The sequence below is a fragment of the Streptomyces sp. NPDC053431 genome (assembly GCF_044544925.1).
Classification (GTDB): domain Bacteria; phylum Actinomycetota; class Actinomycetes; order Streptomycetales; family Streptomycetaceae; genus Streptomyces.
Genome location: NZ_JBITXX010000008.1, coordinates 139,169 through 164,672 on the forward strand (window position 1 = coordinate 139,169; position 25,504 = coordinate 164,672).

The following is a 25,504-nucleotide window of genomic DNA, read 5'->3' on the forward strand; positions in this document are numbered from 1 at the left end:
GCTGCGGCCCGGCGTCACCGCCCTCACCTGCGTACATTTCCGGTATGACACGCACGGCCCGCCCGGAGCGGCACACCTGGCTGCTCCCCTCCCATCTGGTCGAGGCCGCCCGGACCGGCCCAGACCGGCCGGAGGGGCGGCCGCGGCGCACCGTCAGGGACTGGGTGGTCGACACCGTCCTGTTCCTGCTCGCCGCGTTCGTCGGTCTGGTCGCCGCGGAGACCAGCGCCAAGTACAACGGCGAGGCCGTCGCCCTCGTCGACCAGATCCTCGGCGGCCTCGCCGTCTGCGCGCTCTGGCTGCGCCGCCGCTGGCCCACGGGGCTCGCCGTCGTCCTGTCCGTGGTCAGCGTCGTCGCTCCCACGGCGGGCGGCGCGCTTCTCGCCGCACTGTTCAGCGTCGCCGTCCGCCGCCCCTTCCGCGAGGTCGCCTGGATCGGCCTGCTCGCCATCGCCGCCTCCACCGTCCAGGTCTTCGTCCGCCCCGACCCCGACACGGGCGTGCCCCTCGGCATCTCCCTCGGCGCCGTCCTGATCCTCCTCGTCACCGCCTGGGGCATGCTCGTCCGCTCCCGCCGCCAGCTCGTCGAGGCGCTGCGCGACCGCGCCCTGCGCGCCGAGGCCGAGGCCGAGCTGCGGGCCCAGCAGGCCCAGCGGCTCGCCCGCGAGGCCATCGCCCGCGAGATGCACGACGTCCTGGCCCACCGGCTCACCCTGCTCAGCGTGCACGCCGGCGCCCTCGAGTTCCGCCCGGACGCCCCGCCCGAGCAGATCGCCCGTGCCGCCGGCGTCATCCGCGACAGCGCCCACGAGGCCCTCCAGGACCTGCGGGAGATCATCGGCGTGCTGCGCTCCCCGGGCGAGGGCGCCGAGGACCGCCCCCAGCCCACCCTCGCGACCCTCGACAGCCTGGTCGCCGAGGTCCGCGAGGCCGGGATGAAGGTCGTCCTCGACTCCACCGTCACCGACCCGGACTCCGTGCCCGCCTCGACCGGCCGCACGGTCTACCGGATCGCCCAGGAGGCCCTCACCAACGCCCGCAAGCACGCCCCCGGCGCCGAGGTCACCGTCACCCTGCGCGGCCGCCCGGGCGACGGGCTGACCGTTGACGTCCGCAACCCCGCCCCCGCCGGACCCGTCCCGCCCGTGCCCGGATCCGGCCAGGGCCTCATCGGGCTCACCGAGCGCGCCACCCTCGCCGGTGGCCGGATGGAGCACGGTCCCGCCCCCGACGGCGGCTTCGCCCTCCACGCCTGGCTACCGTGGCCCGCATGACCATCCGGCTGATCGTCGTCGACGACGACCCCCTGGTCCGCGCGGGCCTCTCCCTGATGCTCGGCGGCGCCGAGGACCTCGAGATCGTCGGCGAGGGCGCCGACGGGGCCGAGGTCCCCGGGCTCGTCGACCGGCACGCCCCCGACGTGGTCCTCATGGACATCCGCATGCCGAAGGTCGACGGCCTCACCGCCACCGAGCGGCTGCGCGCCCGCCCCGGCGCCCCCGAGGTCGTCGTCCTCACCACCTTCCACGCCGACGAACAGGTCCTGCGCGCCCTGCGGGCCGGGGCCGCCGGCTTCGTCCTCAAGGACACCCCGCCCGCCGAGATCGTCGCCGCCGTGCGCCGGGTCGCCGCCGGCGACCCCGTGCTCTCCCCGGCCGTCACGCGTCAGCTGATGACCCACGTCGCCGAACAGGCCGGCCCGGCCGGATCCACCGCCCCGCGGCAGCCGTCGAGACGCGCCGCGGCCGGTGCGCGGCTCGCCCAACTCGCCGAGCGCGAGCGAGAGGTCGCCGTCGCCGTCGGCCAGGGCCGGACCAACGCCGAGATCGCCGCCGCCCTCTACATGAGCGTTCCGACCGTCAAGACCCACGTCTCGCGGATTCTGGCCAAACTCGACCTCAACAACCGTGTCCAGATCGCACTCCTCGTCCACGACGCCGGCCTGCTCGACCTCCCCGACGCGGAGACCGGCGCGTAGCCTGGGCCGATGTCCGTCATCGATCTGGGGGAGTACGGCGCGGACTTCACCGCCGACCCGTACCCGTACTACGCGAAGCTCCGTGAGGCCGGTCCGGTGCACGAGGTCGTCACGCCCGACGGCATGCCGGCCTGGCTCGTCGTCGGCCACGCGGAGGCCCGCGCTGCCCTCGCCGACCAGCGGCTCTCCAAGTCCTTCTCCGCCTTCGGCATCCCGCTGCCGGAGGAGGAGGTCATCGGGCGCCACCTGCTCATCGTCGACCCGCCCGACCACACCCGGCTGCGCAAGCTCGTCGCGGGCGAGTTCACCGGCCGCCGGGTCGAGGCGCTGCGCCCGCGCGTCCAGCGGCTGACCGACGAACTCCTCGACGCCATGGCGCCGGCCGGTCGCGCCGATCTCGTCGACTCCTTCGCCTTCCCGCTGCCCATCACCGTCATCTGCGAGCTGCTCGGCGTCCCGGCCGCCGACCGCGACAGCTTCCGGGCCTGGTCCGACGAGCTCGTCGCACCGACCGGGACCGCGGCCGAACAGGAGGCGGCCGTCGTGGGCTTCGGCGCCTACCTCGACGAACTCATCGAGGACAAGCGGGCGTACGGCCCCGCCGACGACCTGCTGTCCGCCCTCATCGCCACCCGCGCCGAGGACGGCGACCGGCTCTCGCTGCCCGAACTGCGCGCGCTCGCCTACCTGCTGCTCATCGCCGGCCACGAGACGACCGTGAACCTGATCGCCAACACGGTCCGCGCCCTGCTCACCCACCCCGAGCAACTGGACGCGCTCCGTGCCGACTTCGGGCTTCTCGACGCCACGATCGAGGAAAGTCTGCGCTACGACGGTCCGGTCGAGAACGCCACCCTCCGCTTCGCCAAGGAGCCGATCACCCTGGGCGGAGCGCGGATCCCCGTCGGCGGGGTCGTCCTCGTCGCGCTGGCCTCCGCGGCCCGCGACCCGGGCCGCTTCCCCGAGCCCGACCGCTTCGACGTCCGGCGCGACCCGCGCGGCCACCTCGCCTTCGGCCACGGCATCCACTACTGCCTGGGCGCCCCGCTGGCCCGCCTGGAGGGCAAGACGGCCGTCGAGTCGCTTCTCCGGCGTTTCCCGCGGCTGGAACTCGACCCCGACGGCGCCCCCTTGGACTGGCTCCCGGGCATGTTGATCCGCGGCACGAGGCGCCTCCCCGTCGTCTGGTGACCCCGCTCCCCGCGGCCGGGGGCGGCAGGGCCGGCCGGTCTCAGACCGCGGGTATCTCCGCGAGCCGCACCGGCCGCCGCTCGCGGTGCGACCGCTCGCAGGCCTCCGCGATCCGCAGCGCCTCCAGCGCCTCACGGCCGTCGCAGGCGTTCTCCCGCTCGCCGCGCACCAGACCGACGAAGGCGTCCAGCTCCGCCTCGTACGCCGGTGCGAAGCGCTCCAGGAAACCGGGCCACGGCTTCCCGGGCGACGGCGGCCCCAGGGGCTCGACCGACTCCAGCGGGGTGCGCTCGTCCAGGCCGACGGCCAGCTGCGCGAGCTCCCCGGCCAGCTCCATCCGTACGTCGTACCCGGCGCCGTTGCAGCGGGTCGCGGTCGCGGTGACCAGCGTGCCGTCGTCCAGCGTCAGCAGCGCGGCGGCCGTGTCCACGTCGTCCGCCTCCCGGAACATCGCGGGACCCGCGTCCGACCCGGTCGCGTACACCTCGACGACCTCCCGGCCCGTCACCCAGCGCACCATGTCGAAGTCGTGCACCATGCAGTCCCGGAACAGGCCGCCCGACAGCGGCAGATACCCCGCGGGCGGCGGCGCCGGATCCGAGCTCGCCGCCCGTACGGTGTGCAGCCGCCCGAGCCGGCCCTCCGCGACGGCCTCCCGCGCGGCCCGGTACCCGGCGTCGAACCGGCGCATGAACCCCAACTGCAGCTCGGTCCCGGCCTCCGTCACCGCGCGGAGGGCACCGAGCGTCCCCGGCACGTCCAGCGCGATCGGCTTCTCGCAGAACGCCGGAAGCCCGGCCGCCGCGGCCCGTCCGATGAGTTCCGCGTGGGCGGCCGTCGCCGAGGCGATCACCACCGCGTCCAGGGCGTGTCCGAACAGCGCGTCGACCGTCGGCGCCGCCTCCGCGCCCAGCGCGCCCGCCACCCGCGCGGCCCGCGGCCCGTCGGCGTCCGCGAGGACCAGTGCCTCGATCTCCGGGTGCCGCGCGAGCACCCCCGCATGGAAGGCGCCGATCCGTCCCGTCCCGACCAGTCCGATCCGCATGGCCCCAAGGTGGTGCGGAACGGGTCGGGTGTCAAGGAAATGTCAGGACAACAGCACGTCCGACCGCACGTCCCCGCCTCCCGCCCCCGACACCCCGCTTCCCGTCCCCGGTTTGCCGCCCCCGGCTTGCCCCCGCTTCCGCCGCGGCTTCCCGTCTTCCGCATCCCGCCCCGCTTCCCGTCCCCCGCCCCCAGGGCTACCCTCCCCACCGTGTCCGCGCAGGCCCCGCCCCCGCACCCGCCGGTCCCCGAGCTGTCCGTGGACCGCGGCAGCCCCGTGCCGCTCTACTTCCAGCTGGCCCGGCAGCTGGAGGCGGCCATCGAGGGCGGCGCGCTGCCTCCCGGCAGCCTGCTCGGAAACGAGATCGAGCTCGCGACCCGGCTCGGACTCTCCCGGCCCACGGTCCGGCAGGCCATCCGGTCCCTCGTCGACAAGGGCCTGCTCGTCCGGCGCCGGGGCGTGGGCACGCAGGTCGTGCACAGCAGGGTCCGGCGGCCGCTGGAGCTCAGCAGCCTCCACGACGACCTGGCGGCCTCCGGACAGCGGCCGGAGACCAGGGTCCTCGTCGACCGGATCGAACCGGCCGGCCCCGAGGCGGCCGCCGCGCTCGGACTGCCCGAGGGCGCCGAGGTGCGCTACCTGGAGCGGCTGCGCTCCGCGCGCGGCGAGCCCCTCGCGTACCTGCGCAACCACCTGCCCGCCGGACTGCTCGACGCGGACACCGCCCGCCTGGAGGCCACCGGCCTCTACCGGCTGCTGCGGGCCGCCGGGACCACCCTGCACAGTGCCCGCCAGACCGTCGGCGCCCGCGCCGCCGCCCCCGGCGAGGCGGCCGCCCTCGGCGAGCCGGCCGGTGCCCCGCTGCTCACGATGGAACGCACCACCTTCGACGCCGCGGGCCGGGCGGTGGAGTTCGCCTCCCACCTGTACCGGGCCTCCCGGTACTCCTTCGAGTTCCAGTTGCTCGTCCGCGGGTAAGCCCCTACGGGCCCCCGCCGAAGATCGGCGCCACCCCCATGACCGATACTGCAATGCACGCAGAAGGACACAAAGGAGGGCACGGCCTCGTGACCAGGGTTCCTACAGGAGGGGTACGCGCGGTGGTCGGCGCCGTGCTCGCGGTGGCGCTGACCGCCGCGCTCGCGGGATGCAGCAGCACCGGCGGCAAGCGCGCGGAGGACGCCCGCAAGGCGGCCGCGGCCCAGGGGAGGGCGGCCGTGAACACCCCCCGCTGGACCTTCGCGATGGTCACCCACTCGGGCGACGGCGACACCTTCTGGGACATCGTCCAGAACGGCGCCAAGCAGGCCGCCGTCAAGGACAACATCAACTTCCTCTACGCCCACAGCGACGAGGCGCAGCAGCAGGCCCAGCTCATCGACTCCTACGTGGCCAAGAAGGTCGACGGCATCATCGTCACCCTCGCCAAGCCCGACGCGATGAAGACGGCCGTCGACAAGGCCGTGAAGGCCGGCATCCCGGTGATCACGGTGAACTCCGGCGCCGACCGGTCCAAGGCCTTCGGCGCCCTCACCCACATCGGCCAGGACGAGACCGTCGCCGGCGAGGCCGTCGGCGAGGAGCTCGACCGGCGGGGCCGGAAGAAGGCCGTCTGCGTCCTGCACGAGCAGGGCAACGTCGGCCACGAGCAGCGCTGCGCCGGCGCGAGGAAGACCTTCGGCGGCGAGCTGCAGAACCTGTACGTCGACGGCACCAACATGCCCGACGTGCAGGCCTCCATCCTCGCCAAGCTCCAGTCCGACCCGTCCGTCGACGCCGTCGTGACCCTCGGCGCGCCCTTCGCCGACGCCGCCGTCCAGGCGAAGAAGAGCGCCGGCAGCAAGGCCGAGGTCGACACCTTCGACCTCAACGCCAAGGTCGCCGGCGCCCTGGAGGCCGGCACCCTGGGCTTCGCCGTCGACCAGCAGCCCTATCTCCAGGGCTACGAGGCCGTCGACCTGCTCTGGCTGTACAAGTACAACGCCGACGTCCTCGGCGGCGGCAGGCCGGTCCTCACCGGGCCGCAGATCATCACCAAGGAGCAGGCCGCGGCGCTGAAGGACTACACGGAGCGGGGTACCCGATGAGTGCCGCCTCCCCGCCCTCGGACGGCCTCGACCACGTCGACGAACGCCTGCTGCGCACCTCCCCGCTGAAGAAGCTGCTCGCCCGCCCCGAGCTCGGCTCGATCGTCGGCGCGGTCGCCGTCTTCCTCTTCTTCTCGGTGGTCGCCGACAGCTTCCTGCGCGCGTCCAGCCTCGGCACCGTCCTCTACGCGGCCTCCACCATCGGCATCATGGCGGTGCCGGTCGCGCTCCTCATGATCGGCGGCGAGTTCGACCTGTCGGCCGGTGTCCTGGTCACCAGCTCCGCGCTGGTCTCCTCGATGTTCAGCTACCAGATGACCGCGAACGTGTGGGTGGGCGTCGGCGTCTCGCTGCTCGTCACCCTCGCCATCGGCGCGTTCAACGGCTTCATGCTGACCCGCACCCGGCTGCCGAGCTTCATCATCACGCTCGGTACCTTCCTGATGCTGACCGGCCTGAACCTCGGCTTCACCAAACTGATCAGCGGCACCGTCTCCACCAAGTCGATCGCCGACATGGAGGGCTTCCCCTCGGCCCGCAAGCTCTTCGCCTCCACCTGGACCGTCGGCGGCGTCGAGCTCAAGGTCACCATCCTGTGGTGGATCGTCCTGGTCGCCCTCGCCACCTGGATCCTGCTGCGCACCCGCTTCGGCAACTGGATCTTCGCGGTCGGCGGCGGCGCCGACGCCGCCCGCGCGGTCGGCGTCCCGGTCCACCGGACCAAGATCGGCCTCTACATGGGCGTGGCCTTCTGCGCCTGGATCTCCGGCCAGCACCTGCTCTTCTCGTTCGACGTCGTGCAGTCCGGAGAGGGCGTCGGCAACGAGCTGATCTACATCATCGCGGCCGTCATCGGCGGCTGTCTGATCACCGGCGGCTACGGCTCCGCCATCGGCTCCGCGGTCGGCGCCTTCATCTTCGGCATGACCGGCAAGGGCATCGTGTACGCGGAGTGGAACCCGGACTGGTTCAAGTTCTTCCTCGGCGCCATGCTGCTGCTCGCCACGCTCCTGAACGCCTGGATCCGCAAGCGCGTGGAGGCCACCAAGTGACCACGGCCACGAAGACCGCGAGCCCGCTCGTCGAGCTCGACGACGTCAGCAAGTACTACGGCAACATCCGCGCCCTCGAAGGGGTCTCCCTGGAGGTGAACGCGGGGGAGATCTCCTGCGTCCTCGGCGACAACGGCGCCGGCAAGTCGACCCTCATCAAGATCGTCGCCGGTCTGCACCGGCACGACGCCGGCACCTTCCGCGTCGAGGGCGAGGAGATCACCCTCGCCAATCCCCGCGACGCCCTCGACCGCGGCATCGCCACGGTCTACCAGGACCTCGCCGTGGTCCCCCTCATGCCGGTGTGGCGGAACTTCTTCCTCGGCTCCGAGCCCACCCGCGGCCGGGGCCCCTTCAAGCGCCTCGACGTCGACCTGATGCGCGAGACCACCCGGACCGCGCTGCTGCGCATGGGCATCGACCTGCGCGACGTCGACCAGCCCATCGGCACCCTCTCCGGCGGCGAGCGCCAGTGTGTGGCCATCGCCCGCGCCGTGCACTTCGGCGCCAAGGTCCTCGTCCTCGACGAGCCGACCGCCGCGCTCGGCGTGAAGCAGTCCGGGGTGGTCCTGAAGTATGTGGCCGCCGCACGTGACCAGGGCCTCGGCGTGGTCCTCATCACCCACAACCCGCACCACGCCTACCTCGTCGGCGACCGTTTCGTGCTCCTGAAGCGCGGCGTCATGGCGGGCAGCCACCCCAAGGGCTCCATCACCCTCGACGAGTTGACCCGCCAGATGGCGGGCGGCAGCGAGCTGGAGGACCTGCGCCACGAACTGGAACGTCCGTCCGGTTCGTAACGCGTCCCTCACACCCCACCTGGCAGAATCGAGCCGATGAGTACCTACCGTGACCTGACGCACCGGGGCTCCGCTCGGGCCACCGTGCTGCGGACCGTCGGCACCCGCGAGCGGCGCTCGCACCTGACGGCGCCCCGCGTGCCGACCGTCGGCATCGACATCGGCGGTACGAAGGTGATGGCCGGCGTGGTCGACGCGGACGGCAACATCCTGGAGAAGGTCCGCACCGAGACCCCCGACAAGTCCAAGAGCCCCAAGGTCGTCGAGGACACCATCGTCGAGCTCGTCCTGGACCTCTCCGACCGGCACGACGTGCACGCCGTCGGCATCGGCGCGGCCGGCTGGGTGGACGCCGACCGGGCCCGGGTGCTCTTCGCCCCTCACCTCGCCTGGCGCAACGAGCCGCTGCGCGACGCCCTGCAGGACCGGCTCGCCGTCCCCGTCATGGTGGACAACGACGCCAACACCGCCGCCTGGGCCGAGTGGCGCTTCGGCGCCGGACGCGGCGAGGACCACCTCGTCATGATCACCCTCGGTACCGGCATCGGCGGCGCCATCCTGGAGGACGGCCAGGTCAAGCGCGGCAAGTACGGGGTCGCCGGCGAGTTCGGCCACATGCAGGTCGTCCCCGGCGGGCACCGCTGCCCCTGCGGCAACCGCGGCTGCTGGGAGCAGTACAGCTCCGGCAACGCCCTGGTCCGCGAGGCCCGCGAGCTCGCCGCCGCCGACTCCCCGGTGGCCCACGCGCTCATCGAACGGGTCAAGGGGAACGTCCCCGAGATCACCGGCCCGCTCATCACCGAGCTCGCCCGCGAGGGCGACGCCATGTGCGTCGAGCTGCTCCAGGACATCGGCCAGTGGCTCGGCGTCGGCCTCGCCAACCTCGCCGCCGCCCTCGACCCCTCCTGCTTCGTCGTCGGCGGCGGCGTCTCCGCCGCCGACGACCTGCTCATCGGCCCCGCCCGGGACGCCTTCCGCCGCCACCTCACCGGCCGCGGCTACCGCCCCGAGGCCCGCATCGCCCGCGCCCAGCTCGGCCCCGAGGCCGGCATGGTCGGCGCCGCCGACCTCGCCCGGCTGGTCGCCCGCCGCTTCCGCCGGGCCAACCGGCGCCGCGTCGAGCGCTACGAGCGGTACGGGCGCTACGCCCAGGCGCTGCGCGGCACCGCCGCCGAGCGGAGCCGCACCAGCCCCCAGGACCCGAAGTCATGACCGTCCCCACCCTGCCCCATCCCACCGCACCCCCCGAGCACCCCGACGGCAAGCTGCCCGAGGACCGGCGGCACATGCTGCGGCGCCGCTTCCTCACCCTGCTCACCATCGTGCTGCTCGTCGGGGTCCCCGCCGGCTACCTGGTGATCTCCGCCGGGCAGAGCCGCGACAGCGGCATCGACAAGGAGCGCGAGTCCTCCGCCTCCGGCCTCCAGGACAACTGGCCCTCCCAGATGAAGCGCCGGGTCTTCGAGATCCCGATCCCCGCGGACGCCTGGCACGTCGCCTACTACGAGACCAGCAACTGGAAGACCAGCCGGCTCTACGTCCAGTTCACGACCACCGCGGCCGGCCTCGACGCGTACCTCCACGACAGCGGCACCAGCCGGGCCGCCCTCACCCCGGGCAACGTCACGGTCGGCAGCCGCGACGCCGAGATCGTCGGCTGGGACTTCCGCCCCGACCGCAGCTGGTCGGGCACCAGCGTGAGCCGCGAGAAGCCGCGCCCCACCAGCGACATCACGGTCAACATGGGCGACCCTGCCTTCCCCCGCGTCTACGTGGTCTCCACGACCTCCCCCTGATCGCGGGGCCTCCGGGCCCGGTGGCCGCCGGAGCCGCACCCCCCTCTACGCGGTCCGGCGGAGATCCGCGAAGATGGGGGCGTCATCTGTTGCCGAGCTGGTGAGGAGCATACGGAGATGCCCACTGCCGGGGCCGGCTCCAGACCGCCGACGATCGCCGACGTCGCCCGGGTCGCCGGGGTCTCGCGCACCACGGTGTCGCACGCCCTCAACGGACTCGGCAAGGTCGACCCCCGGACCCGGGAGCGCATCAAGCAGGTCGCCACCGAGCTGGGCTACCGGCCCAACCTGCGGGCCCAGCGGCTGCGGCGCGGCGAGGCGAAGGCCATCGCGCTGGCCTCGTCCATGCCGTTCGCGGTGGCCGCGGGGCCGTCCCGGCTCGGTTTCTACATGGAGATCGCGGCCGCCGCGGCCGAGAGCGCGCTCCTGCACGGCTACGCCCTCGTGCTCGTACCCCCGGTGGGGTCCGGTTCCGCCCTGCACTCCGTCGACATCGACGGGGCCATCGTCGTGGAACCGGACGTGAACGACGTGGCGGCGGCCCAGTTGAAGGAGCGCGGGCTGCCGTACGTGGCGCTCGGCCGGCCCGTGTCCCCCGACGAGGCGGCGCCGTACGTCGACCTGCACGGCGGACCGGTCGCCGAGCTGCTGCTCGCCCACCTGCGCGAGCAGGGCGCCGAACGGCCGGCGCTGATCGTCGGGTCCGGGGAGCGGCACGCGGCGGTCGACGCGCGCGCCGCCTACGAGCGGGTCTCGGCGGAGTACGGGTGGCCGCCGATCGTGGCGACCGCCCCCGAGGCGGGTGGCGAGGAGGCGGGCTACACGGCCTGCGCGGAGCTGCTCGCCCGGCACCCCGGTGTGGACGCCGTCTGCGCGCTGGTGGACGCCTTCGCCGTGGGGGCGGTCCGGGCGATCAAGGACAGCGGGCGTGCCGTCCCCGACGACGTCATGGTCGTGACCCGGTACGACGGCCTGCGGGCCCGTACCTGCGAGCCGCCGCTCACGGCCGTCGACCTGCATCTGGACCGGGCGGCGTCCGACGCGGTCGAGCTGCTGCTCGGACGGCTGCGCGGCGACGTGACCACCGGCACGGTGGTCACGTCGCCCGAGCCTCGGGTGATCCCGCGGGCGTCCTCGTCGCGCGTCACGGCCCGAGCATGAGGACGAGCCCGGAGACGAGCGCGAACCCCAGCACGAACAGACGCATCCGCGACGCGTTCATCCGGTGCCGCACCAGCCGGCTCGCCCAGGCGCCCACGGCGATCGCCGGCAGCAGGGCCAGCGCCCAGCCCAGGTCCGCGGGATGTCCCTCGCCGGTCGCGAACAGCAGGGCCAGTGAGGCGAGTTCGCCGACGAGGAAGCAGACGGCGACGGTGGAGCGCAGCTCGGCCGGCGGCCGGTGCTGGTACACCAGGGCGAGTGGCGGCCCGCCGACGCCGGTGGCCGTCTCCGTCAGCCCCGTGACCGCGCCCGCGCCGAGGTAGGCGACCCGGCCGGGCGCGAACGCGGGCGCGGCGAGACTCACGACCGCCGCCAGGACGGTGGCGACGCCCACGAAGAGGCCCAGGCTGCGGTCCGGGATCAGCCAGAGCAGCGCCAGCCCGCCGGGGGTGGCGGCGAGCCGCGCGGCGGTGATCCAGCCGGCCCCGCGCAGATCGAGCGAGGCCCGCTCGCGCCAGGCGACGTACAGGTTCAGCGGGATCATCGCCGCCAGCACGAAGCCGGGCAGCAGGCCGGGGGACAGGATCCCGGCCACGGGCGCCACGATCAGGGCGAAGCCGAGGCCGCTGCTGCCCTGCACGAACGCGGCGACGGCCACGGTGAGGGCGAGGGCGACCAGTGTCGCGGTGCTCATGGTGCGAGGCTCCGTTCCCGGGCCGCCGTGGAGGTGGGATGGGCGCGGCTGATGGGCGCGCGGGCCACGGAGGCCCGGGCCAGTTCGGCCGCCCGCCGGACGAGCGCGGGGCCGTCCCAGCTGGTGGGCAGGCCGCGCCACATGCGCATCAGACCGCCGACGAAGACGGCGGTGATCTGGTCCCGGTTGCCGCGGCGCACCAGCTCCCAGGGCATGTCCCAGGAGAGCGCGAGTTCCGGGTTGGTGAGGTCGACCAGGAGGAAGTCGGCCGCCAGACCCTCGGCGACGACGCCGGTACGGGCCCGCAGGCCGACGGCGTCGGCGCCGCCGCGGGTGGCGTGCTCCAGCCAGGTCCAGCCGGCTCCGCACGAGGAGTCGCCGGCGGCGAGACCGTAGCTGATCCGCTGGGCGAATTCGGCCGCCTCGGTCAGGCGGAAGCCGTCGCCCCGGGTGCCGTCGGTGCCGAGGCCGAAGCGGATGCCGCGCTCGGCCATGGCCAGGGCGGGCGCGACGGCGTTGCCCTTCCAGGCACTGGCCACCGGGTTGTAGCTGACGGCGGTTCCGGTGTCGGCGAGCAGGGTCAGCTCGCGCGGGGTGAGCAGGGTGGCGTGCGCGGCGAGCAGATGGGGCCCCAACGCGCCGATGCGGTGGAGGTGTTCGAGCGGGCGCAGGCCGTGCCGCAGCAGGGAGCGTTCGACGCTCGCCAGGTGCTCGTTGACATGGATCTGCAGCGTGGCCCCCGCCTCCGCGGCGAGTCCGGCGACGCGCCGCAGGGTCGCGGACCGCGCCGCCTCGGGGATGGAGACGGCGAGGGAGGCGTGGACGAGCGGGTCGCCGTCGTACCGGCCGAGGTGCCGCTCCGCCCGGGCGAGAACGGCGGGGTCGGCGGCTTCGGCGGTGCCGTCGGTGGGTCCGGCGTCGGCGTCGTTGCAGACGAGGCCGAGGACACAGCGGATGCCCGCGTCACGCGCCGCGGAGGCGACGACGTCGACGTCCACGTCGGCCCGGGTGCCCGCGTCGGTGACGGTGGTGAAGCCGCCGCGCAGCGCCTCCAGCGCCGCCAACTTGGCCGCTGTGTAGGCGCCTTCCTCGTCCAGCGCGCCCTCCAGCGGCACCCAGACCCGCCGGAAGATCTCCGAGGGCTCCCCGAAGGCGAGGGCGGAGCCGAAGCTCTGGGTGAGGTGGTGGTGGGCGTCGACGAAGCCCGGCATCAGCAGGTGGCCCGGCAGCCGCACGGCCTCCAGGTGCGGATGGGCGCGGACGACCTCGTCCTCGGGCCCCACGGCGTGGAACGTGCCGTCGGCGACGACGACGGCGTACCCGTCGGCGGGCCCTTCCGGCAACAGGACCGCGTCCGGTACGAGCAGCAAGGGGCCGGGGGCGTCGAGCAGTTCGCGGGTGAGCTGGTTCATCGGTGACTTTCCGTACGGCTGGTGGCCAGGCGGGCGACGATGCCCGGCCGCAGGTGGTGGAAGAGGACGTTGAGGACGGCGGCGGTGAACGCCCCGACCGCGACGCCGCTTTCGAGGAGGATGCGCAGGTTCGCCGGGAAGCCCGCGTACACGCCCGGCACGAGGATGGGCAGGAGTCCGAGCGCGAGGGCGACGGCGCAGACGAACGTGTGGGTGTGGCTGTCGAGGTCGGAGCGCCCGAGCATCTGGATCCCGAGCACGGTGATGACGGCGAAGACGACCATGGCGGTGCCTCCGATGACCGCGGACGGGACGACGCTGATCGCGCGCGTCACCGGGGCGAGGAAGCCGATGACGACGAGCACCACGCCGGCCGCGGCGGTGACGTAGCGGCTGCGCACGCCGGTGACCCGGACGATGCCGATGTTCTCGCCGCTGGTGACCATCAGCGGGAGTCCGAGGAATCCGCCGAGGAGAGAGGTCAGCGCGTCGCCGCGGACCGTCGCCGGGACTGCGGTGCGCCGGTCGATCTCCTTGCCGACGGCCTCGGCGTTGACGACGGTCTGGCCGGTGGCCTCGGCCATCGAGGCGAGGCTGTAGAGCATCAGCGGAAGGGCGGCGAGCAGGTTGAACTGGGGGGATCCGAAGGGCATCGCCTGGGGCAGGCTGACGAGATCGCCCTCGACGGCGTGGCCGAGGTCGAGACGGCCGAGGACGGCCGCCAGCGCGGTCCCGGCGAGCAGCCCGAGCATGACGGCGAGCTGCCGGAGGACACCGCTGAACAGCAGGTAGAAGACGACGGTGAAGCCGATCGTCGCCATGCCGAGCGCGAGGTTCCCCGGGTCGGCGAAGCCGGGGGTGCCGGGGCGCCCGGTCACCAGGACCGCGCCGACCTTCACCAGGTTGACGCCGACGATGACGATCATCGTGCCGATGACGAGGGCCGGGAAGAAGGCCAGCAGCCGGGAGAAGAGCGGCAGTACGAGGAACGTGAAGGCCGCGGTGAGGATCACCGCGCCGGCGGCGGTGCGCAGGCCGTGCTGGTCGGCGATGGAGAGGAAGAGGATGAGCGGGGCGCCGCCGGGGAGCATCACGAACGGCAGCCGCGGGCCGAACTTCCACGGGCCGAGCGACTGGATCAGGGATCCGACTCCGGACAGGACGAAGGCCGCGGACAGCAGTTTGACCGTCAGGTCGTTGCCGAGGCCGAGGGAGGCGCTCATCAGGAAGACGGCCGAGATCGGTGTGGCGGCCATGACGAGGACGTGCTGGATCCCGAAGAGGAGGATGCGGCCCGCGGGGCGGCGCTCGTCGACGGGGTGGACGGGGGAGGGCTGGGCGGCTTCCGGCGCCGGTGGCTGATCCGTACCGGGAAGCGTGGGGCGGGGACTGGACACGTTCGAGCTCCGATCGGCGTTCGACACGTACTGGTTCAGCCGCGACCCGGCCCTGGACGGGGAGCCGAGGAGAGTGGCCAAATCGATTTGGCCGACAGTATGTGAGGCGGCCCGGCGGCCGTCAAGGGTCTGCGTCGTCCGTGCCGGTCGAGTGGCGCGGCCTGACGCGCCCTCAGAAAGCGCAATGAAATCCGTAGTGTCGGGTCTGTCCCGCCATGGATTCGTAAGTTACCAAGGGGTTTTGCTTCAAGAAGTGCGATCGCAAGGCTTGCGTGATCCCCTGCTTGTCCGGAAGGATCTGTTCCGGCCCGGGCTGTCAGCCCCGGCTTGTCACGCCTCCATGTCCGGACGCCCGGCAGCGCATCGGCAATCCCGTGCCGCCCCCGGAGAACCGCCCGATCCGCGCGGTCACCCGGACGATCCCCCGAGGCTCTCCACGCGACCCGAAGCCCCCGGCCCCGCCGGCGTCCCCGCGTCGCGCTCCCTCTCATTCACCTACCCTCAAGGCAAGGCAGAGATGGCACCACTGTCCTCGCGCCGGCGACCCCTCACCACCGTGCACCCGGTGGACGAGGTCCTCCCGCTCCCCACCCTCGCGCTCTACGGATTCCAGCACGTCCTGGCGTTCTACGCCGGCGCGGTCCTCGTACCGGTGATCCTGGGCAGCAGCCTCGGCCTGTCACGGCAGGAGCTCGTCTACCTCATCAACGCCGACCTGGTCACGGCCGGAATCGCCACCGTGATCCAGGCGTGGGGCTTCTGGCGGATCGGCGCCCGCCTGCCGCTGGTCCAGGGCGCGACCTTCACGGCCGTCTCACCGATGATCGCCATCGGCCAGGGCGCGGGCGGCGGCACCGCCGGGCTGCTGGTGGTCTACGGCGCCGTCATCACCGGCGGAGTCGCCGCCTTCCTCTTCGCCCCCTTCGCCGGGCGGCTGACCGCCTACTTCCCGCCGATCGTCACGGGCACCCTCCTCACCGTCATCGGCGTGGACCTCATCCCGGTGGCGCTCCAGGACGTGGGCGGCGGTGCGGCGCTCATGGGCACCCCCGGCTACGGCGAACCCGTCCACCTCGCCTACGCGGGCGGCACCCTCCTGTTCATCCTGCTCGTGATGCGGTTCGGCGGACCGTTCCTGCGCAGCATCGCGGTCCTGCTCGGACTCGTGGGCGGCACCGGCGCCGCCTGGCTGCTCGGCGACGCGGAGTTCGGGGCGGTCGACCAGGCCGACTGGCTGGGCGTCAGCACCCCCTTCCACTACGGTCTGCCGCACTTCTCGCTCCTCCCCATGCTGGCGATGGTCGTCGTCATGCTCATCACCATGGTGGAGACGACGGGTGACGTGTACGCCATGGGCGAGATCACCGGCCGGCACGTCGACGGCGACACGGTCAGCCGCGCGCTGCGCGCCGACGGCATCGCCACCGTCCTCGGCGGGATGCTCAACTCCTTCCCGTACGTGGCCTTCGCGGAGAACATCGGCCTGGTCCGCATCTCCCGTGTCACCAGCCGCTTCGTCGTGGTCGCGGCCGGTGTCTTCATGATCGGCATCGGCCTGGTGCCGAAGGCCGGTGCCGTGGTCGCCTCCGTTCCCCACCCGGTGCTCGGCGCGGCGGCCGTCGCCATGTTCGGCATGGTCGCCACCGTCGGCATCCAGATCCTCGCCAAGGTCGACCTGCGGGAGGAACGCAACGCGATCATCCTCGCCGTCAGCCTCGGTGCCGCCATGCTCCCGACCGCCGTCGCGCCCTTCTTCGAGCGCATGCCCACCGAGGTGCGGGCCGTCCTCGGCAGCGGGATCACCCTCGGCACGCTGACGGCGGTGCTGCTGAACCTGTTCTTCCACGTGCTGGAGAGCCGGCGCAGGCGGGAGGCCATCGACTGGGACGGACTGGCGGTGCACGACGACGGAACGGGTCCCCAGACCGCCACGGCCCGCTGACCCGTCCCCGCTTCCCGGAGCCCGCCGCCCGTGAAGGCACCACCGAGGTGATCCGCACGTGTCCCACCCCCCGTTCTCTCCCGCCCAGGCCCGAGCCGCCCGTGAACGCATCGGCCTGCCCCCCGAACACGTCGTCGCCGCCATGGCGCAATTGGGGGTGCACCGTTCGACGGAGACCCTCAGATGCTGGGAGGCGGGGGTGGTGACGCCCTCGGAGGAGGAACTCTTCGCGCTGGCGGACGCGTTGTGGTGCCCGGTGCCGGTCCTCATGGACCTGACGCCGAGGTCGCTGCGGGAGCACCGACTGGCCCGGCAGTTCACCGCCGAGCGCCTGGCCCGGCGCGTCGGCATGGACCTGGCCGCCTACGCCCGAGCCGAGAACGACCACCGCTGGAACGGAACCGACCGGCAGACCCTGGTCCTCGCGGACGCCCTGGGCCTCGAACCGGAGGAACTGCTGCGCCTCATCGGCCGGGCCGGCGAGCTCGACGGCCTCCTCCGCGAGGCCGTCGAAGGCCGCTGGAAGCAGTACACCGCCCAGCTCGCCCGCCTCGTGGGCGCCCGCGACCGTGCGGTGGCCCAGGCGCTGCGCACCCTGCACCAGGAGTACGCCCGCTTCAACGAGCGCTACATGGGCCATCTCGTCGCCCGCAGCGACGACACCCGGTTGAAGGAGATCGCCACGGAACGAGCCGCATGGCTGCAGGGCCTGTCGGACCGCTTCCTCCACCTCCTGGGCGACGACTCCGGCCGGTAGAGGGGAGCGAGGGCACCGGCAGCCGTCGTTCGCCGAGCTCCGGGCATGTCTGCGGGACATGGCCGGAGCTCGCGTCCTTTCGCCCTGGAACCCGTTGGTGAGCATGTGGTCCGGCTGGGTAGGTGGTGGGTCGCAGGGTCCGACTCCGACGGGCGGTGCGGCTTCCGGGCGCGGAGCCGCGTGATCTACTGAGACGGCTTGCCGACCTGTTCCACCTCACGCGCGAAGGGTGCAACCGCATGCAACGGCAGGACTCGGCGCCGATCATGCTGCCCGGCACGGCCCCCGCCGTCGGCGAGCTCGGCGGCTACGTGGTGGACGAGACCGGGCGGATCGTCTCGGTCAACGACCGCGGCCTGACGCTGCTGGGCCTCACCCGTGAGGCCGCGCTCGGCCACGACCACCACGAGCTGCTGCACCGCGACGCCGACGGACACACGGGGCCCCGGGCGCTGTGCCCGATCATGGACGCGGTCCTGTCCCGCACCGCGTCCAGCGGCGCGGACGTGTGCTTCCTGCGCGGCGACGGCCTTCTCCTGCCGGTCCGGTGGACCGTCACCCCGCACCCCGCCGAGACCGGCCCGGGCACCCTGGTGCTCTTCCACCCCGGGCAGGTCGACGTGCCGGCGACCGTCGACGGCACGCTGCCGGAACTCGACCGGCTCGCCCTGCTCGCCGAGACCACCACCTCGCTGACCTCGACGATGAACGAGCAGGAGACGGTCGAGCGGCTGGCGCACCTGGTGCTGCCCCGGCTGGCCGACTGGATGGTCGTGGACCTGATAGCCGACAGCGGTGACATCCGCCGTACCCACGTGGTCGAGTACCGGGGCGGCCGGCTCACCCGGCACCCGGAGCTGGAGGGCCCGATCCCCGCCGTCACGGCGCGGTCGCCGCTGCCGCTGTCCAGAGCCCTGCGCGGCAGCGGGGCGTCCCTGGCCGGGCCCGAGGTCTATCAGGGAGAGCCCGACTCCGGGATCGCCGTCGTCCAGCACGAGCTGTTCGCCGCCACCGACATGCACTCGGCCGCGATCGCCCCGATCCGCGGCCCGCGTGAAGTGCTCGGCGCCCTCACGCTCGGACGCGGCGACAACCCGGTGCCGTTCACCACCCCCGACCTGTCGCTGCTGGAGGACATCACCCGGCGCGCCGGCCTGGCGATCTCCAACTCGCGCCTCTACCAGCGCCAGCGCCGGATCTCCGAGACGATGCAGCGTCACCTGCTGCCCCGGCTGCCCGACGTGCCGGGGGCCGAACTGCACGCGAGCTACCTGCCCGCTCCCGACGCCTCCCAGGTCGGCGGCGACTGGTACGACGCCTTCACGCTCCCGGACGACTCCACCGGCCTGGTCATCGGCGACGTCGCCGGCCACGACCTGGAGGCGGCCGCCCGCATGGCGCAGCTGCGCAACATGCTCCGCGCCCTGGCCTGGTCCGAGCCGCACCCGCCCAGCGCGGTCGGTCAGCTCGACCAGGTGATGGCCCGCACCACCGACCTGTCCACCGCCACCCTCGTCCTGGGCCGCCTCACCTTCGCCCCGGAGACCGGCTGGACCTGGGAGTGGACCAACGCCGGCCACCCGCCGCCGCTGCTGATCACCCACGACGGCCGCGCCGCATACCTGCGCACCCCGCGCAGCGTGCTCCTCGGCACCGGGACGCAGGTCGACCGGGGCCGGGACTCCGTCCACCTGCCACCCGGCTCGACCCTGCTCCTCTACACCGACGGACTCGTCGAGTCCCGCGCCGACGGCATAGAGCCCGGCCTCGCCCGACTCCGCCGCCACGCGGCGGCGCTGGCCCACCACAGCCTCGGCGTCGTCTGCGAGCGGCTCATCGAGGACGTCCGCCCGTCGGACAACGACGACGACGTCGCCCTCCTGGCCGTGCGCGTACCCTTCGGCAGGCCGCCCCGTCCGGCGGGAGCCGACGTTCCCGCTTCCGCTCCGCCCGGGGAGGAGGGAGACGCCGGGGGCGACCCGGCGAGGTAGCACCTCCGGTTTCGGCGATGTGCGGCCCGCGAGGGAACGGCGCCGGGCGCGCGCCGGCGTCAGAGGGCGGGCAGGGCCTGTTCCGCCCAGATCGTCTTTCCGGCGGGCGTGTAGCGCGTCCCCCAGTGCTCGCTGAGCTGGGCGACCATGAACAGTCCGCGTCCGCCCTCCTCGTCGCTGCCCGCGAAGCGGGCGTGCGGTGAGGTGTGCTGCGAGTCGGAGACCTCGCAGAGGAGGGACCGGTCCCGGATCAACCGCAGGCCGATCGGTCCGGAGGCGTACCGGATGGCGTTGGTGACCAGTTCGCTGACCACCAGCTCGGTGGTGAAGGTCAGCTCGTCCAGTCCCCACCGGGCAAGCTGTTCCGCGGCCATCGACCGCGCCCGGGCGACCAGGGCGGGGTCCGGCGGCAGTTCCCAGGCGGCCACCTCATGTGCCCCGAGCGCACGGGTACGGACCACCAGGAGGGTCGCGTCGTCGTGCACCCTGCCCGGGGACAGCTCCGCGACGACGCGGGCGCAGACGAGGTCGGGCGGCGATTCCCGCGCCTCACCGAGGACAGCCGTCAACCGGTCCAGTCCCGCGTCGAGGCCCTGCCCGCGGGCCTCCACGAGGCCGTCGGTGAACAGAGCGACCAGGCTTCCTTCCGCCAGGTCCACCTCCGCGCTCTCGAACGGAAGCCGACCCACCCCCAGGGGAGCCCCTGGAGGCAGCCGGAGGAAGGAGACCCCTCCGTGCGGTTCCACGACAGCCGGCGGCAGGTGCCCCGCCAGCGCCCAGGTGCTCGTTCGGGAGGTGGGGTCGTAGATCCCGTAGACGCACGTCGCTCCGGTCATGCCGCTGCCGTCCGAGCCGTGCCCGTCCTGGTCCGACGCCTCCTTGTCGACCTGGTCGCTCAGCCGTGCCAGGAGTTCGTCGGGCGCGAGGTCCAGCTCGGCCAGGGTCCGCAGCATCGCCCGCAGTCGCCCCATGGCCGCGGCGGCGCCCAGGCCGTGCCCGACGACGTCGCCGACGGCAAGCCCGACGCGTGCGCCGGAGAGCGGAATGACGTCGAACCAGTCCCCGCCCGCGCCGAGGTGGCTGTCGGCCGGGAGGTATCGGCTCGCCGCCTCGACCGCGCTCTGCTCCGGGACCGACCGGGGCAGCAGACTGCGCTTGAGCGTGACCGCGGCGGTGCGCTCGCGCCGGTAACGCCGGGCGTTGTCGATGCATACGGCGGTGCGCGACACCAGCTCCTCGGCCACGGCCCGATCCCCCTCGTCGAAGGGCTCGGAGGTGTCGGCACGTACGAAGGTGACCAGCCCCAGAGACGTCTCCCGCACGCGCAGAGGGACGTACAGCCGGGTCGGCGTGACACCCGCTTCCGTCGTCGACCGGCCCCCCGCGAGGCTGTCGGCCTGCGGTGACGAGGAGGCGTACGTGACCCGTTCTCCCGCGCGGGACGGGTTCGCGCCGGAGTCCGCCACCCGTACGAGGTCCCGTGGCGGGACGGGTCCGAGCTCCTCGCCCTCCAGGGCTTCCGCCGCTACGTCGACGACCACGGCGTCGGCGTACCGCGGCACGGCGATCTTGGCGAGCTCCGCTGCCGTACGGGCCGGATCGAGGGTCGCCCCGATCCGGGCGCCGGCCTCCGCCAGGAGGGCCAGACGCTGCTGCGCCCGGTAGTGGTCGGTGACGTCTATGGACTGCTCGCACACGCCCACGGCCTCTCCCCGGCCGTCCACGAGCCGGAAGTAGGACGAGGACCAGACATGTTCACGGCTGCCGCCCGGGACGCGTCCCCGGAACCGCAGGTCGATGATCGGTTCACCGGTCTCGAGGATCTGCCGGACGAGCTCCTCCGGCGGCCCCAGATGCCGGCTTGACAGGACGTCACCGGGAAAGAGCTCGGCCATGGTGCGGCCCACCAGTCCGGTGAGGTCGCCGCCGAGCTCCCGGATGCTGGCCGCGTTCGCCCACAGGAGGCGTGTGTCGGGGCCGTAGATGGTCAAGGTCACCGGGGACTGGGCGACGAGCCCCCGCAGCATCGCCTGGCGGGTCTCCCACCAGCGAAGCGCCTCCAGCTCGGCTGCCATGAGCAGGGCGGAGGGGGATCCGTCGGTCGCTGGGGTCAGGCGGTGCAGGGTCACCGCGATGCGCACGGTCTCGCCGGAGCGATGACGTACGTCGACGACGGAACCGCGTGTCCCGCTGAGCCTCAGCCGCTCGTCCGGCCCGGACTCCCGCGATCCCTCGCTATCGGTGGGAGGGGACGCGACCAGCTCCACCGCCCGGCGTCCCAGCACCTGCGAAGCCGGGAATCCCAGGAGGTCCTCGGCCTCGCGACTCCACCCCACGAGCACTCCGTCCGCGTCGAGCAGGGCGAGGGCAGTCGGGGGCGGGCCGAGAAACCCGCCTTCGTCCGCCTCTCCCGCCCCGGCGCCGGCGGTGAAAGGCATCCGGTCCATACGTCCCATCATCCTGCCCGGACGTCCCGCCCGCAGGGTGCCCGAGCGGTGGGCCGGCGTGACGGTGCTCCTCGGGCGGGGAGGCGAGGCAGCCCGCGACGCAGGGTGCGGGCCGCCGGCTCGCGGCCCCCGGGCCCGGCGGCCGGCCACCGCCGGCAGCCGGCGGTGGGCGACCCCCGGGCCCGGCGGTCGCCCACCCCCCCCCGCAGCTGGTAGGGGCGCCCCCGGGCCCGGCGCTCGCCCCCCGCCCGCCAGCCGGTAGAGGCGCCCCCGGGCCCGGCGCTCGCCCACCGCCCGGCAGCCGGCAGCGGAGGGACGGACGGCTCAGGCCGTCACCCGTCCATATGGCCCGTCACGGGATGTGAGACGGTGCAGGGCGTGAGTGAGACATCGACGAACACCCTGCAATACCGCGTTGACGGGCGGGAAGACGCTCCGGTCCTGGTCCTGGGACCGTCACTGGGCACCACCTGGCACATGTGGGACCGCCAGATACCCGAGCTCACCCGTACCTGGCGGGTCGTCCGCTTCGACCTGCCCGGCCACGGCGGCGCCCCCGCCCACCCCGCCTCCTCCGTCGCCGAGCTCGGCGACCGGCTGCTCGCCACCCTCGACGAGCTCGGCGTCCAGCGCTTCGGCTACGCGGGCTGCGCCTTCGGCGGAGCCATCGGCCTCGACCTCGCGCTGCGCGCCCCGCACCGGGTCGCCTCGCTCGCCCTCGTCGCCACCTCGCCCCGCTTCGGCAGCGCCGACGAGTTCCGCCGGCGCGGCGTGATCGTGCGCACCAACGGCCTCGAACCCATGGCCCGCACCGCCCCCGAGCAGTGGTTCACGCCCACCTTCGCCGCCGCCCAGCCCGCCATCGTCGACTGGGCCGTGCAGATGGTCCGCACCACCGACCCCGGCTGCTACATCGCCGCCTGCGAGGCGCTCGCCGTCTTCGACGTCCGCGAGGCGCTCGACCGGATCGGCGTGCCGGCCCTCGTCCTGGTCGGCTCCGAGGACGCGATCACCGGCCCCGCCGAGGCGCGCACCCTCGTCGCCGGCATCGCCGACGCCCGGCTCGCCGTGGTCCCCAGCGCCTCCCACCTCGCGCCCGTCGAGCAGCCCGCCGCCGTCACCGAGCTGCTCGGCGGACACTTCGCGCCGCTCGCCCACGAGCCCTCGGGCGCCCTGACCGTGCCGCCGATGCCGCCGGTGTCGGCGCCCGTCGTCCCGGTCGCCGAGATCGCCCCGGCGGCTCCCGCGGACGAGCAGGAGGAGCCGCGCCCGGACCCGTACGAGAGCGGGCTGAAGCTGCGCCGGGAGGTCCTCGGCGACGCCCAGGTCGACGAGGCCCTCGCCGACGAGTTCGGCACCGGCTTCCAGGAGCTCGTCACCCGCTTCGCCTGGGGCGAGGTGTGGAGCCGTGACGGTCTCGACCGCCGCACCCGCAGCGCGGTCACCCTCGCCGCGCTGATCTCCGGCGGTCACCACGACGCCCTCGCCGACCACACCCGGGCCGCCCTGCGCAACGGCCTGACCCCGGACGAGCTCCGCGAGATCCTCCTCCAGACCGCCGTCTACTGCGGGCTCCCCGCCGCCGAGAGCGCGCTGCGCGTGGTCAGCCGGGTGATCAAGGAGGACACCACCCCCCAGGCGTAGGCTGCGCCCGTGAAGCTGACGAAGAACACCCACGCCTGCGTCCGCCTGGAGAAGGACGGCCGGTCGCTCGTCATCGATCCGGGGATGTTCACCGAGGAGGACGCCGCACTCGGCGCCGACGTCCTCCTCGTCACCCACGAGCACCCCGACCACTTCGACGAGGGGCGGCTGCGGGCCGCCCTGGACGCGGACCCGGCCGTCGAGGTGTGGACGCTGCGGAGCGTCGCCGAGCAGCTGTCGGCGGCGTTCCCCGGCCGGATCCACACCGTCGGCGACGGCGACGCCTTCACCGCGGCCGGGTTCGACGTCCAGGTGCACGGCGAGCTGCACGCGGTGATCCACCCGGACATCCCGCGGATCACCAACGTCGGCTTCCTGATCGACGGCTCCGTCTTCCACCCCGGCGACGCGCTGACCGTGCCCGACCGGCCTGTGGAGACCCTGTTCCTGCCGGTCATGGCCCCGTGGAACAAGATCTCCGAGGTCATCGACTACGTGCGGGAGGTCGGGCCGGTCCGCGCGTACGACATCCACGACGCCCTGCTCACCGACCTGGCCCGGCCCATCTACGACCGCCAGATCGGCGCCCTCGGCGGCACCGACCACCGGCGGCTCACCCCGGGCGACTCGACGGAGCTCTGACCGGCCCAGGTGCCGGAGACCGCCGCCTGTCACACCCCGCCGTTAGGCTTGCGGTCATGCGCATCGCCACCTGGAACGTCAATTCGATCACCGCCCGGCTGCCCCGCCTCCTGGCCTGGCTGGAGAGCAGCGGCACCGACGTGCTGTGCATCCAGGAGACCAAGTGCACGGCCGAGCAGTTCCCCACCGAGGAGCTGCGCGAGCTGGGGTACGAGTCGGTGGTCCACGCCACCGGCCGGTGGAACGGGGTCGCCCTAGTCTCCCGGGTCGGCCTGGAGGACGTCGTCACCGGCCTGCCCGGCGGCCCCGGCTACGAGGGCGTGGACGAGCCGCGGGCCATCTCCGCGACCTGCGGCCCGGTCCGCGTCTGGTCGGTGTACGTGCCGAACGGGCGCGAGGTGATCCACGAGCACTACGCGTACAAGCTGCGCTGGCTGGAGGCGCTGAAGGCCGCCGTCGCCGACGACGCCGCGGGCGAGCGCCCCTTCGCCGTGCTCGGCGACTTCAACATCGCGCCGACCGACGAGGACGTCTGGGACATCTCCCTCTTCGAGGGCGCGACCCATGTCACCGAGCCGGAGCGGGCCGCCCTCGCCGGGCTGCGCGAGGCCGGCCTGAGCGATGTGGTGCCCCGCCCGCTGAAGTACGCCCACCCCTTCACGTACTGGGACTACCGCCAGCTGTGCTTCCCCAAGAACAAGGGCATGCGCATCGACCTGGTGTACGGCAACAAGTCCTTCGCGGACGCCGTCAAGGACAGCTACGTCGACCGCGAGGAGCGCAAGGGCAAGGGCGCTTCCGACCACGCCCCGGTCGTCGTCGACCTCGACGTCTGAGACGTCCCACGAGGTTCGACGTCCGAGACGTTCCTGAGGTTCGACGTCCGAGACGTCCCACGAGGCTCGACGTCCGAGAGGCACCACGAGGCCCGACGTCGGGGACGTCCCCGGGGGGCACCCGCGCCGGGCATCGTGACGATCTCCGCGTGCCGGGTGGTGCCGCTGAGGGCGGGATGCGACGCTGGTCGGATGAACATCCCCTTCCTGGACAACTGGCGCAAGCGACACGAAGCCCAACGGTCGCCCCTGGTCTCGGCCTTCGACCGGGACCCGGAGGGGGCGGCCGAGCTGCTCGCCGAGTGCGAGCTGCTGCGCGCCCGCGCCCAGGAGGCCGGGGTGAGGCTCGACGACACGCCCCGCTCGCTCACGGCGCTCGACCAACTCCCGCCGCGATGGCGGGACGACCCCGAGGAGCTGCCCTGGGTCGGCAACGACGCGGGGCTGTACCTGGGCACGGTCCTCGTGCGGACCGTCCCGGGGGCCGGCTGGCGGCTCCGCCCGGACGGCCAGCCGGTGGTCCGGCTCACCTCCGGGCGTGAGATCGACGTGGTCGCGGCGGGCCTCGACTGGGCCGCCACCGGAGCCCCCGAGCTCTCCCAGATCTACGCCGAGTCGGCCGAGTTCTGATC

At 73.4% G+C, this 25,504-nt stretch carries 22 protein-coding genes; 17 read left to right on the forward strand and 5 right to left on the reverse strand.

What is annotated here, in order from left to right; genetic code table 11:
- The first annotated feature begins 44 nt into the window (after positions 1–44).
- Genes ACIGXE_RS20545 through ACIGXE_RS20555 form a run of 3 tightly spaced genes read left to right on the forward strand, consistent with a single transcriptional unit; the run spans position 45 to position 3,169 of the window.
- Entirely contained in the window at positions 45–1,274 is a 1,230-nt protein-coding gene (locus ACIGXE_RS20545; protein ID WP_399749315.1) for a sensor histidine kinase, read from the forward strand.
- Entirely contained in the window at positions 1,271–1,978 is a 708-nt protein-coding gene (locus tag ACIGXE_RS20550; RefSeq protein ID WP_399749317.1) for a response regulator, read from the forward strand. Before ACIGXE_RS20545 ends, ACIGXE_RS20550 begins: the two co-directional genes overlap by 4 nt.
- Before the next feature lie 9 nt (positions 1,979–1,987).
- A complete protein-coding gene (locus ACIGXE_RS20555) occupies positions 1,988–3,169 on the forward strand; it encodes a cytochrome P450 (protein ID WP_399749319.1) in 1,182 nt (393 codons plus the stop codon).
- A 40-nt stretch (positions 3,170–3,209) separates the two neighbouring features.
- Here ACIGXE_RS20555 and ACIGXE_RS20560 read toward each other — a convergent pair whose 3' ends face one another.
- On the reverse strand, positions 3,210–4,214 hold the full coding sequence (locus tag ACIGXE_RS20560) for a Gfo/Idh/MocA family oxidoreductase (protein WP_399749321.1): 1,005 nt from the start codon (positions 4,212–4,214) through the stop codon (positions 3,210–3,212).
- A 258-nt stretch (positions 4,215–4,472) separates the two neighbouring features.
- Between ACIGXE_RS20560 and ACIGXE_RS20565 the strand changes: the two genes are divergently transcribed.
- The 7 genes from ACIGXE_RS20565 (at position 4,473) to ACIGXE_RS20595 (ending at position 11,110) form a co-directional block, all read left to right on the forward strand.
- Positions 4,473–5,192: a GntR family transcriptional regulator gene (locus ACIGXE_RS20565; RefSeq protein WP_399749660.1), complete on the forward strand. Its 720-nt coding sequence runs from the start codon at positions 4,473–4,475 to the stop codon at positions 5,190–5,192.
- Between the two features lie 89 nt (positions 5,193–5,281).
- Entirely contained in the window at positions 5,282–6,301 is a 1,020-nt protein-coding gene (locus ACIGXE_RS20570) for a sugar ABC transporter substrate-binding protein (RefSeq protein WP_399749323.1), read from the forward strand.
- Positions 6,298–7,353: an ABC transporter permease gene (locus ACIGXE_RS20575; protein ID WP_399749324.1), complete on the forward strand. Its 1,056-nt coding sequence runs from the start codon at positions 6,298–6,300 to the stop codon at positions 7,351–7,353. The genes ACIGXE_RS20570 and ACIGXE_RS20575 overlap by 4 nt, the downstream gene beginning before the upstream one ends.
- Positions 7,320–8,153, forward strand: a complete 834-nt coding sequence (locus tag ACIGXE_RS20580) for an ATP-binding cassette domain-containing protein (protein WP_399749662.1) — start codon at positions 7,320–7,322, stop codon at positions 8,151–8,153. The genes ACIGXE_RS20575 and ACIGXE_RS20580 overlap by 34 nt, the downstream gene beginning before the upstream one ends.
- A gap of 36 nt (positions 8,154–8,189) precedes the next feature.
- A complete protein-coding gene (locus ACIGXE_RS20585; RefSeq protein ID WP_399749326.1) occupies positions 8,190–9,365 on the forward strand; it encodes an ROK family glucokinase in 1,176 nt (391 codons plus the stop codon).
- Complete coding sequence (locus tag ACIGXE_RS20590; RefSeq protein ID WP_399749328.1) at positions 9,362–9,949, forward strand: hypothetical protein; 588 nt, start codon at positions 9,362–9,364, stop codon at positions 9,947–9,949. The genes ACIGXE_RS20585 and ACIGXE_RS20590 overlap by 4 nt, the downstream gene beginning before the upstream one ends.
- Before the next feature lie 117 nt (positions 9,950–10,066).
- Positions 10,067–11,110, forward strand: coding sequence for a substrate-binding domain-containing protein (locus ACIGXE_RS20595; RefSeq protein ID WP_399749330.1), 1,044 nt, complete (start codon positions 10,067–10,069; stop codon positions 11,108–11,110).
- Here ACIGXE_RS20595 and ACIGXE_RS20600 read toward each other — a convergent pair.
- The 3 genes from ACIGXE_RS20600 to ACIGXE_RS20610 are packed head-to-tail and all read right to left on the reverse strand — an operon-like array spanning position 11,094 to position 14,613.
- Positions 11,094–11,804, reverse strand: a complete 711-nt coding sequence (locus ACIGXE_RS20600) for a sulfite exporter TauE/SafE family protein (RefSeq protein WP_399749333.1) — start codon at positions 11,802–11,804, stop codon at positions 11,094–11,096. The two genes, ACIGXE_RS20595 and ACIGXE_RS20600, sit on opposite strands and share 17 nt — an antisense overlap.
- Positions 11,801–13,216, reverse strand: a complete 1,416-nt coding sequence (locus ACIGXE_RS20605; RefSeq protein ID WP_399749335.1) for an amidohydrolase family protein — start codon at positions 13,214–13,216, stop codon at positions 11,801–11,803. The genes ACIGXE_RS20600 and ACIGXE_RS20605 overlap by 4 nt, the downstream gene beginning before the upstream one ends.
- Positions 13,213–14,613, reverse strand: a complete 1,401-nt coding sequence (locus tag ACIGXE_RS20610) for a uracil-xanthine permease family protein (RefSeq protein WP_399749337.1) — start codon at positions 14,611–14,613, stop codon at positions 13,213–13,215. Before ACIGXE_RS20610 ends, ACIGXE_RS20605 begins: the two co-directional genes overlap by 4 nt.
- A 517-nt stretch (positions 14,614–15,130) precedes the next feature.
- Here ACIGXE_RS20610 and ACIGXE_RS20615 point away from each other — a divergent pair.
- The 3 genes from ACIGXE_RS20615 to ACIGXE_RS20625 all read left to right on the forward strand — a co-directional run bounded on the left by ACIGXE_RS20615 (position 15,131) and on the right by ACIGXE_RS20625 (position 19,303).
- Positions 15,131–16,555, forward strand: a complete 1,425-nt coding sequence (locus ACIGXE_RS20615; RefSeq protein WP_399749339.1) for a nucleobase:cation symporter-2 family protein — start codon at positions 15,131–15,133, stop codon at positions 16,553–16,555.
- 58 nt (positions 16,556–16,613) lie between these two features.
- Positions 16,614–17,312, forward strand: a complete 699-nt coding sequence (locus ACIGXE_RS20620) for a transcriptional regulator (RefSeq protein WP_399749341.1) — start codon at positions 16,614–16,616, stop codon at positions 17,310–17,312.
- 239 nt (positions 17,313–17,551) lie between these two features.
- Positions 17,552–19,303 carry a SpoIIE family protein phosphatase gene (locus ACIGXE_RS20625; protein ID WP_399749342.1) on the forward strand — a complete coding sequence of 584 codons (1,752 nt, stop codon included), beginning with the start codon at positions 17,552–17,554 and terminating at the stop codon, positions 19,301–19,303.
- A 59-nt stretch (positions 19,304–19,362) separates the two neighbouring features.
- On the opposite strand, the gene ACIGXE_RS20630 is transcribed toward ACIGXE_RS20625, so the two are convergent.
- Positions 19,363–21,750 carry a SpoIIE family protein phosphatase gene (locus ACIGXE_RS20630; protein WP_399749344.1) on the reverse strand — a complete coding sequence of 796 codons (2,388 nt, stop codon included), beginning with the start codon at positions 21,748–21,750 and terminating at the stop codon, positions 19,363–19,365.
- A gap of 378 nt (positions 21,751–22,128) precedes the next feature.
- Here ACIGXE_RS20630 and ACIGXE_RS20635 point away from each other — a divergent pair, with 378 nt between their 5' ends.
- The 4 genes from ACIGXE_RS20635 (at position 22,129) to ACIGXE_RS20650 (ending at position 25,502) form a co-directional block, all read left to right on the forward strand.
- Positions 22,129–23,394: an alpha/beta fold hydrolase gene (locus tag ACIGXE_RS20635; protein ID WP_399749346.1), complete on the forward strand. Its 1,266-nt coding sequence runs from the start codon at positions 22,129–22,131 to the stop codon at positions 23,392–23,394.
- Positions 23,395–23,403: 9 nt separating this feature from the next.
- Positions 23,404–24,036, forward strand: coding sequence for an MBL fold metallo-hydrolase (locus ACIGXE_RS20640; RefSeq protein ID WP_399749348.1), 633 nt, complete (start codon positions 23,404–23,406; stop codon positions 24,034–24,036).
- A gap of 56 nt (positions 24,037–24,092) precedes the next feature.
- Positions 24,093–24,872 (forward strand): exodeoxyribonuclease III, encoded by a 780-nt coding sequence (locus tag ACIGXE_RS20645; RefSeq protein ID WP_399749350.1) that lies wholly within the window; start codon positions 24,093–24,095, stop codon positions 24,870–24,872.
- Between the two features lie 192 nt (positions 24,873–25,064).
- On the forward strand, positions 25,065–25,502 hold the full coding sequence (locus tag ACIGXE_RS20650) for a DUF6278 family protein (protein ID WP_399749352.1): 438 nt from the start codon (positions 25,065–25,067) through the stop codon (positions 25,500–25,502).
- Positions 25,503–25,504 lie beyond the last annotated feature (2 nt).

Excerpts from the sequence above, each read along its gene's own strand:
- ACIGXE_RS20545 (WP_399749315.1), top strand. The coding sequence starts at position 45 with ATGACACGCACGGCCCGCCCGGAGCGGCACACCTGGCTGCTCCCCTCC.
- ACIGXE_RS20550 (WP_399749317.1), top strand. The coding sequence starts at position 1,271 with ATGACCATCCGGCTGATCGTCGTCGACGACGACCCCCTGGTCCGCGCG.
- ACIGXE_RS20555 (WP_399749319.1), top strand. The coding sequence starts at position 1,988 with ATGTCCGTCATCGATCTGGGGGAGTACGGCGCGGACTTCACCGCCGAC.
- ACIGXE_RS20560 (WP_399749321.1), bottom strand. The coding sequence starts at position 4,214 with ATGCGGATCGGACTGGTCGGGACGGGACGGATCGGCGCCTTCCATGCG.
- ACIGXE_RS20575 (WP_399749324.1), top strand. The coding sequence starts at position 6,298 with ATGAGTGCCGCCTCCCCGCCCTCGGACGGCCTCGACCACGTCGACGAA.
- ACIGXE_RS20585 (WP_399749326.1), top strand. The coding sequence starts at position 8,190 with ATGAGTACCTACCGTGACCTGACGCACCGGGGCTCCGCTCGGGCCACC.
- ACIGXE_RS20590 (WP_399749328.1), top strand. The coding sequence starts at position 9,362 with ATGACCGTCCCCACCCTGCCCCATCCCACCGCACCCCCCGAGCACCCC.
- ACIGXE_RS20595 (WP_399749330.1), top strand. The coding sequence starts at position 10,067 with ATGCCCACTGCCGGGGCCGGCTCCAGACCGCCGACGATCGCCGACGTC.
- ACIGXE_RS20600 (WP_399749333.1), bottom strand. The coding sequence starts at position 11,804 with ATGAGCACCGCGACACTGGTCGCCCTCGCCCTCACCGTGGCCGTCGCC.
- ACIGXE_RS20605 (WP_399749335.1), bottom strand. The coding sequence starts at position 13,216 with ATGAACCAGCTCACCCGCGAACTGCTCGACGCCCCCGGCCCCTTGCTG.
- ACIGXE_RS20615 (WP_399749339.1), top strand. The coding sequence starts at position 15,131 with ATGGCACCACTGTCCTCGCGCCGGCGACCCCTCACCACCGTGCACCCG.
- ACIGXE_RS20625 (WP_399749342.1), top strand. The coding sequence starts at position 17,552 with ATGCAACGGCAGGACTCGGCGCCGATCATGCTGCCCGGCACGGCCCCC.
- ACIGXE_RS20630 (WP_399749344.1), bottom strand. The coding sequence starts at position 21,750 with ATGGACCGGATGCCTTTCACCGCCGGCGCCGGGGCGGGAGAGGCGGAC.
- ACIGXE_RS20645 (WP_399749350.1), top strand. The coding sequence starts at position 24,093 with ATGCGCATCGCCACCTGGAACGTCAATTCGATCACCGCCCGGCTGCCC.
- ACIGXE_RS20650 (WP_399749352.1), top strand. The coding sequence starts at position 25,065 with ATGAACATCCCCTTCCTGGACAACTGGCGCAAGCGACACGAAGCCCAA.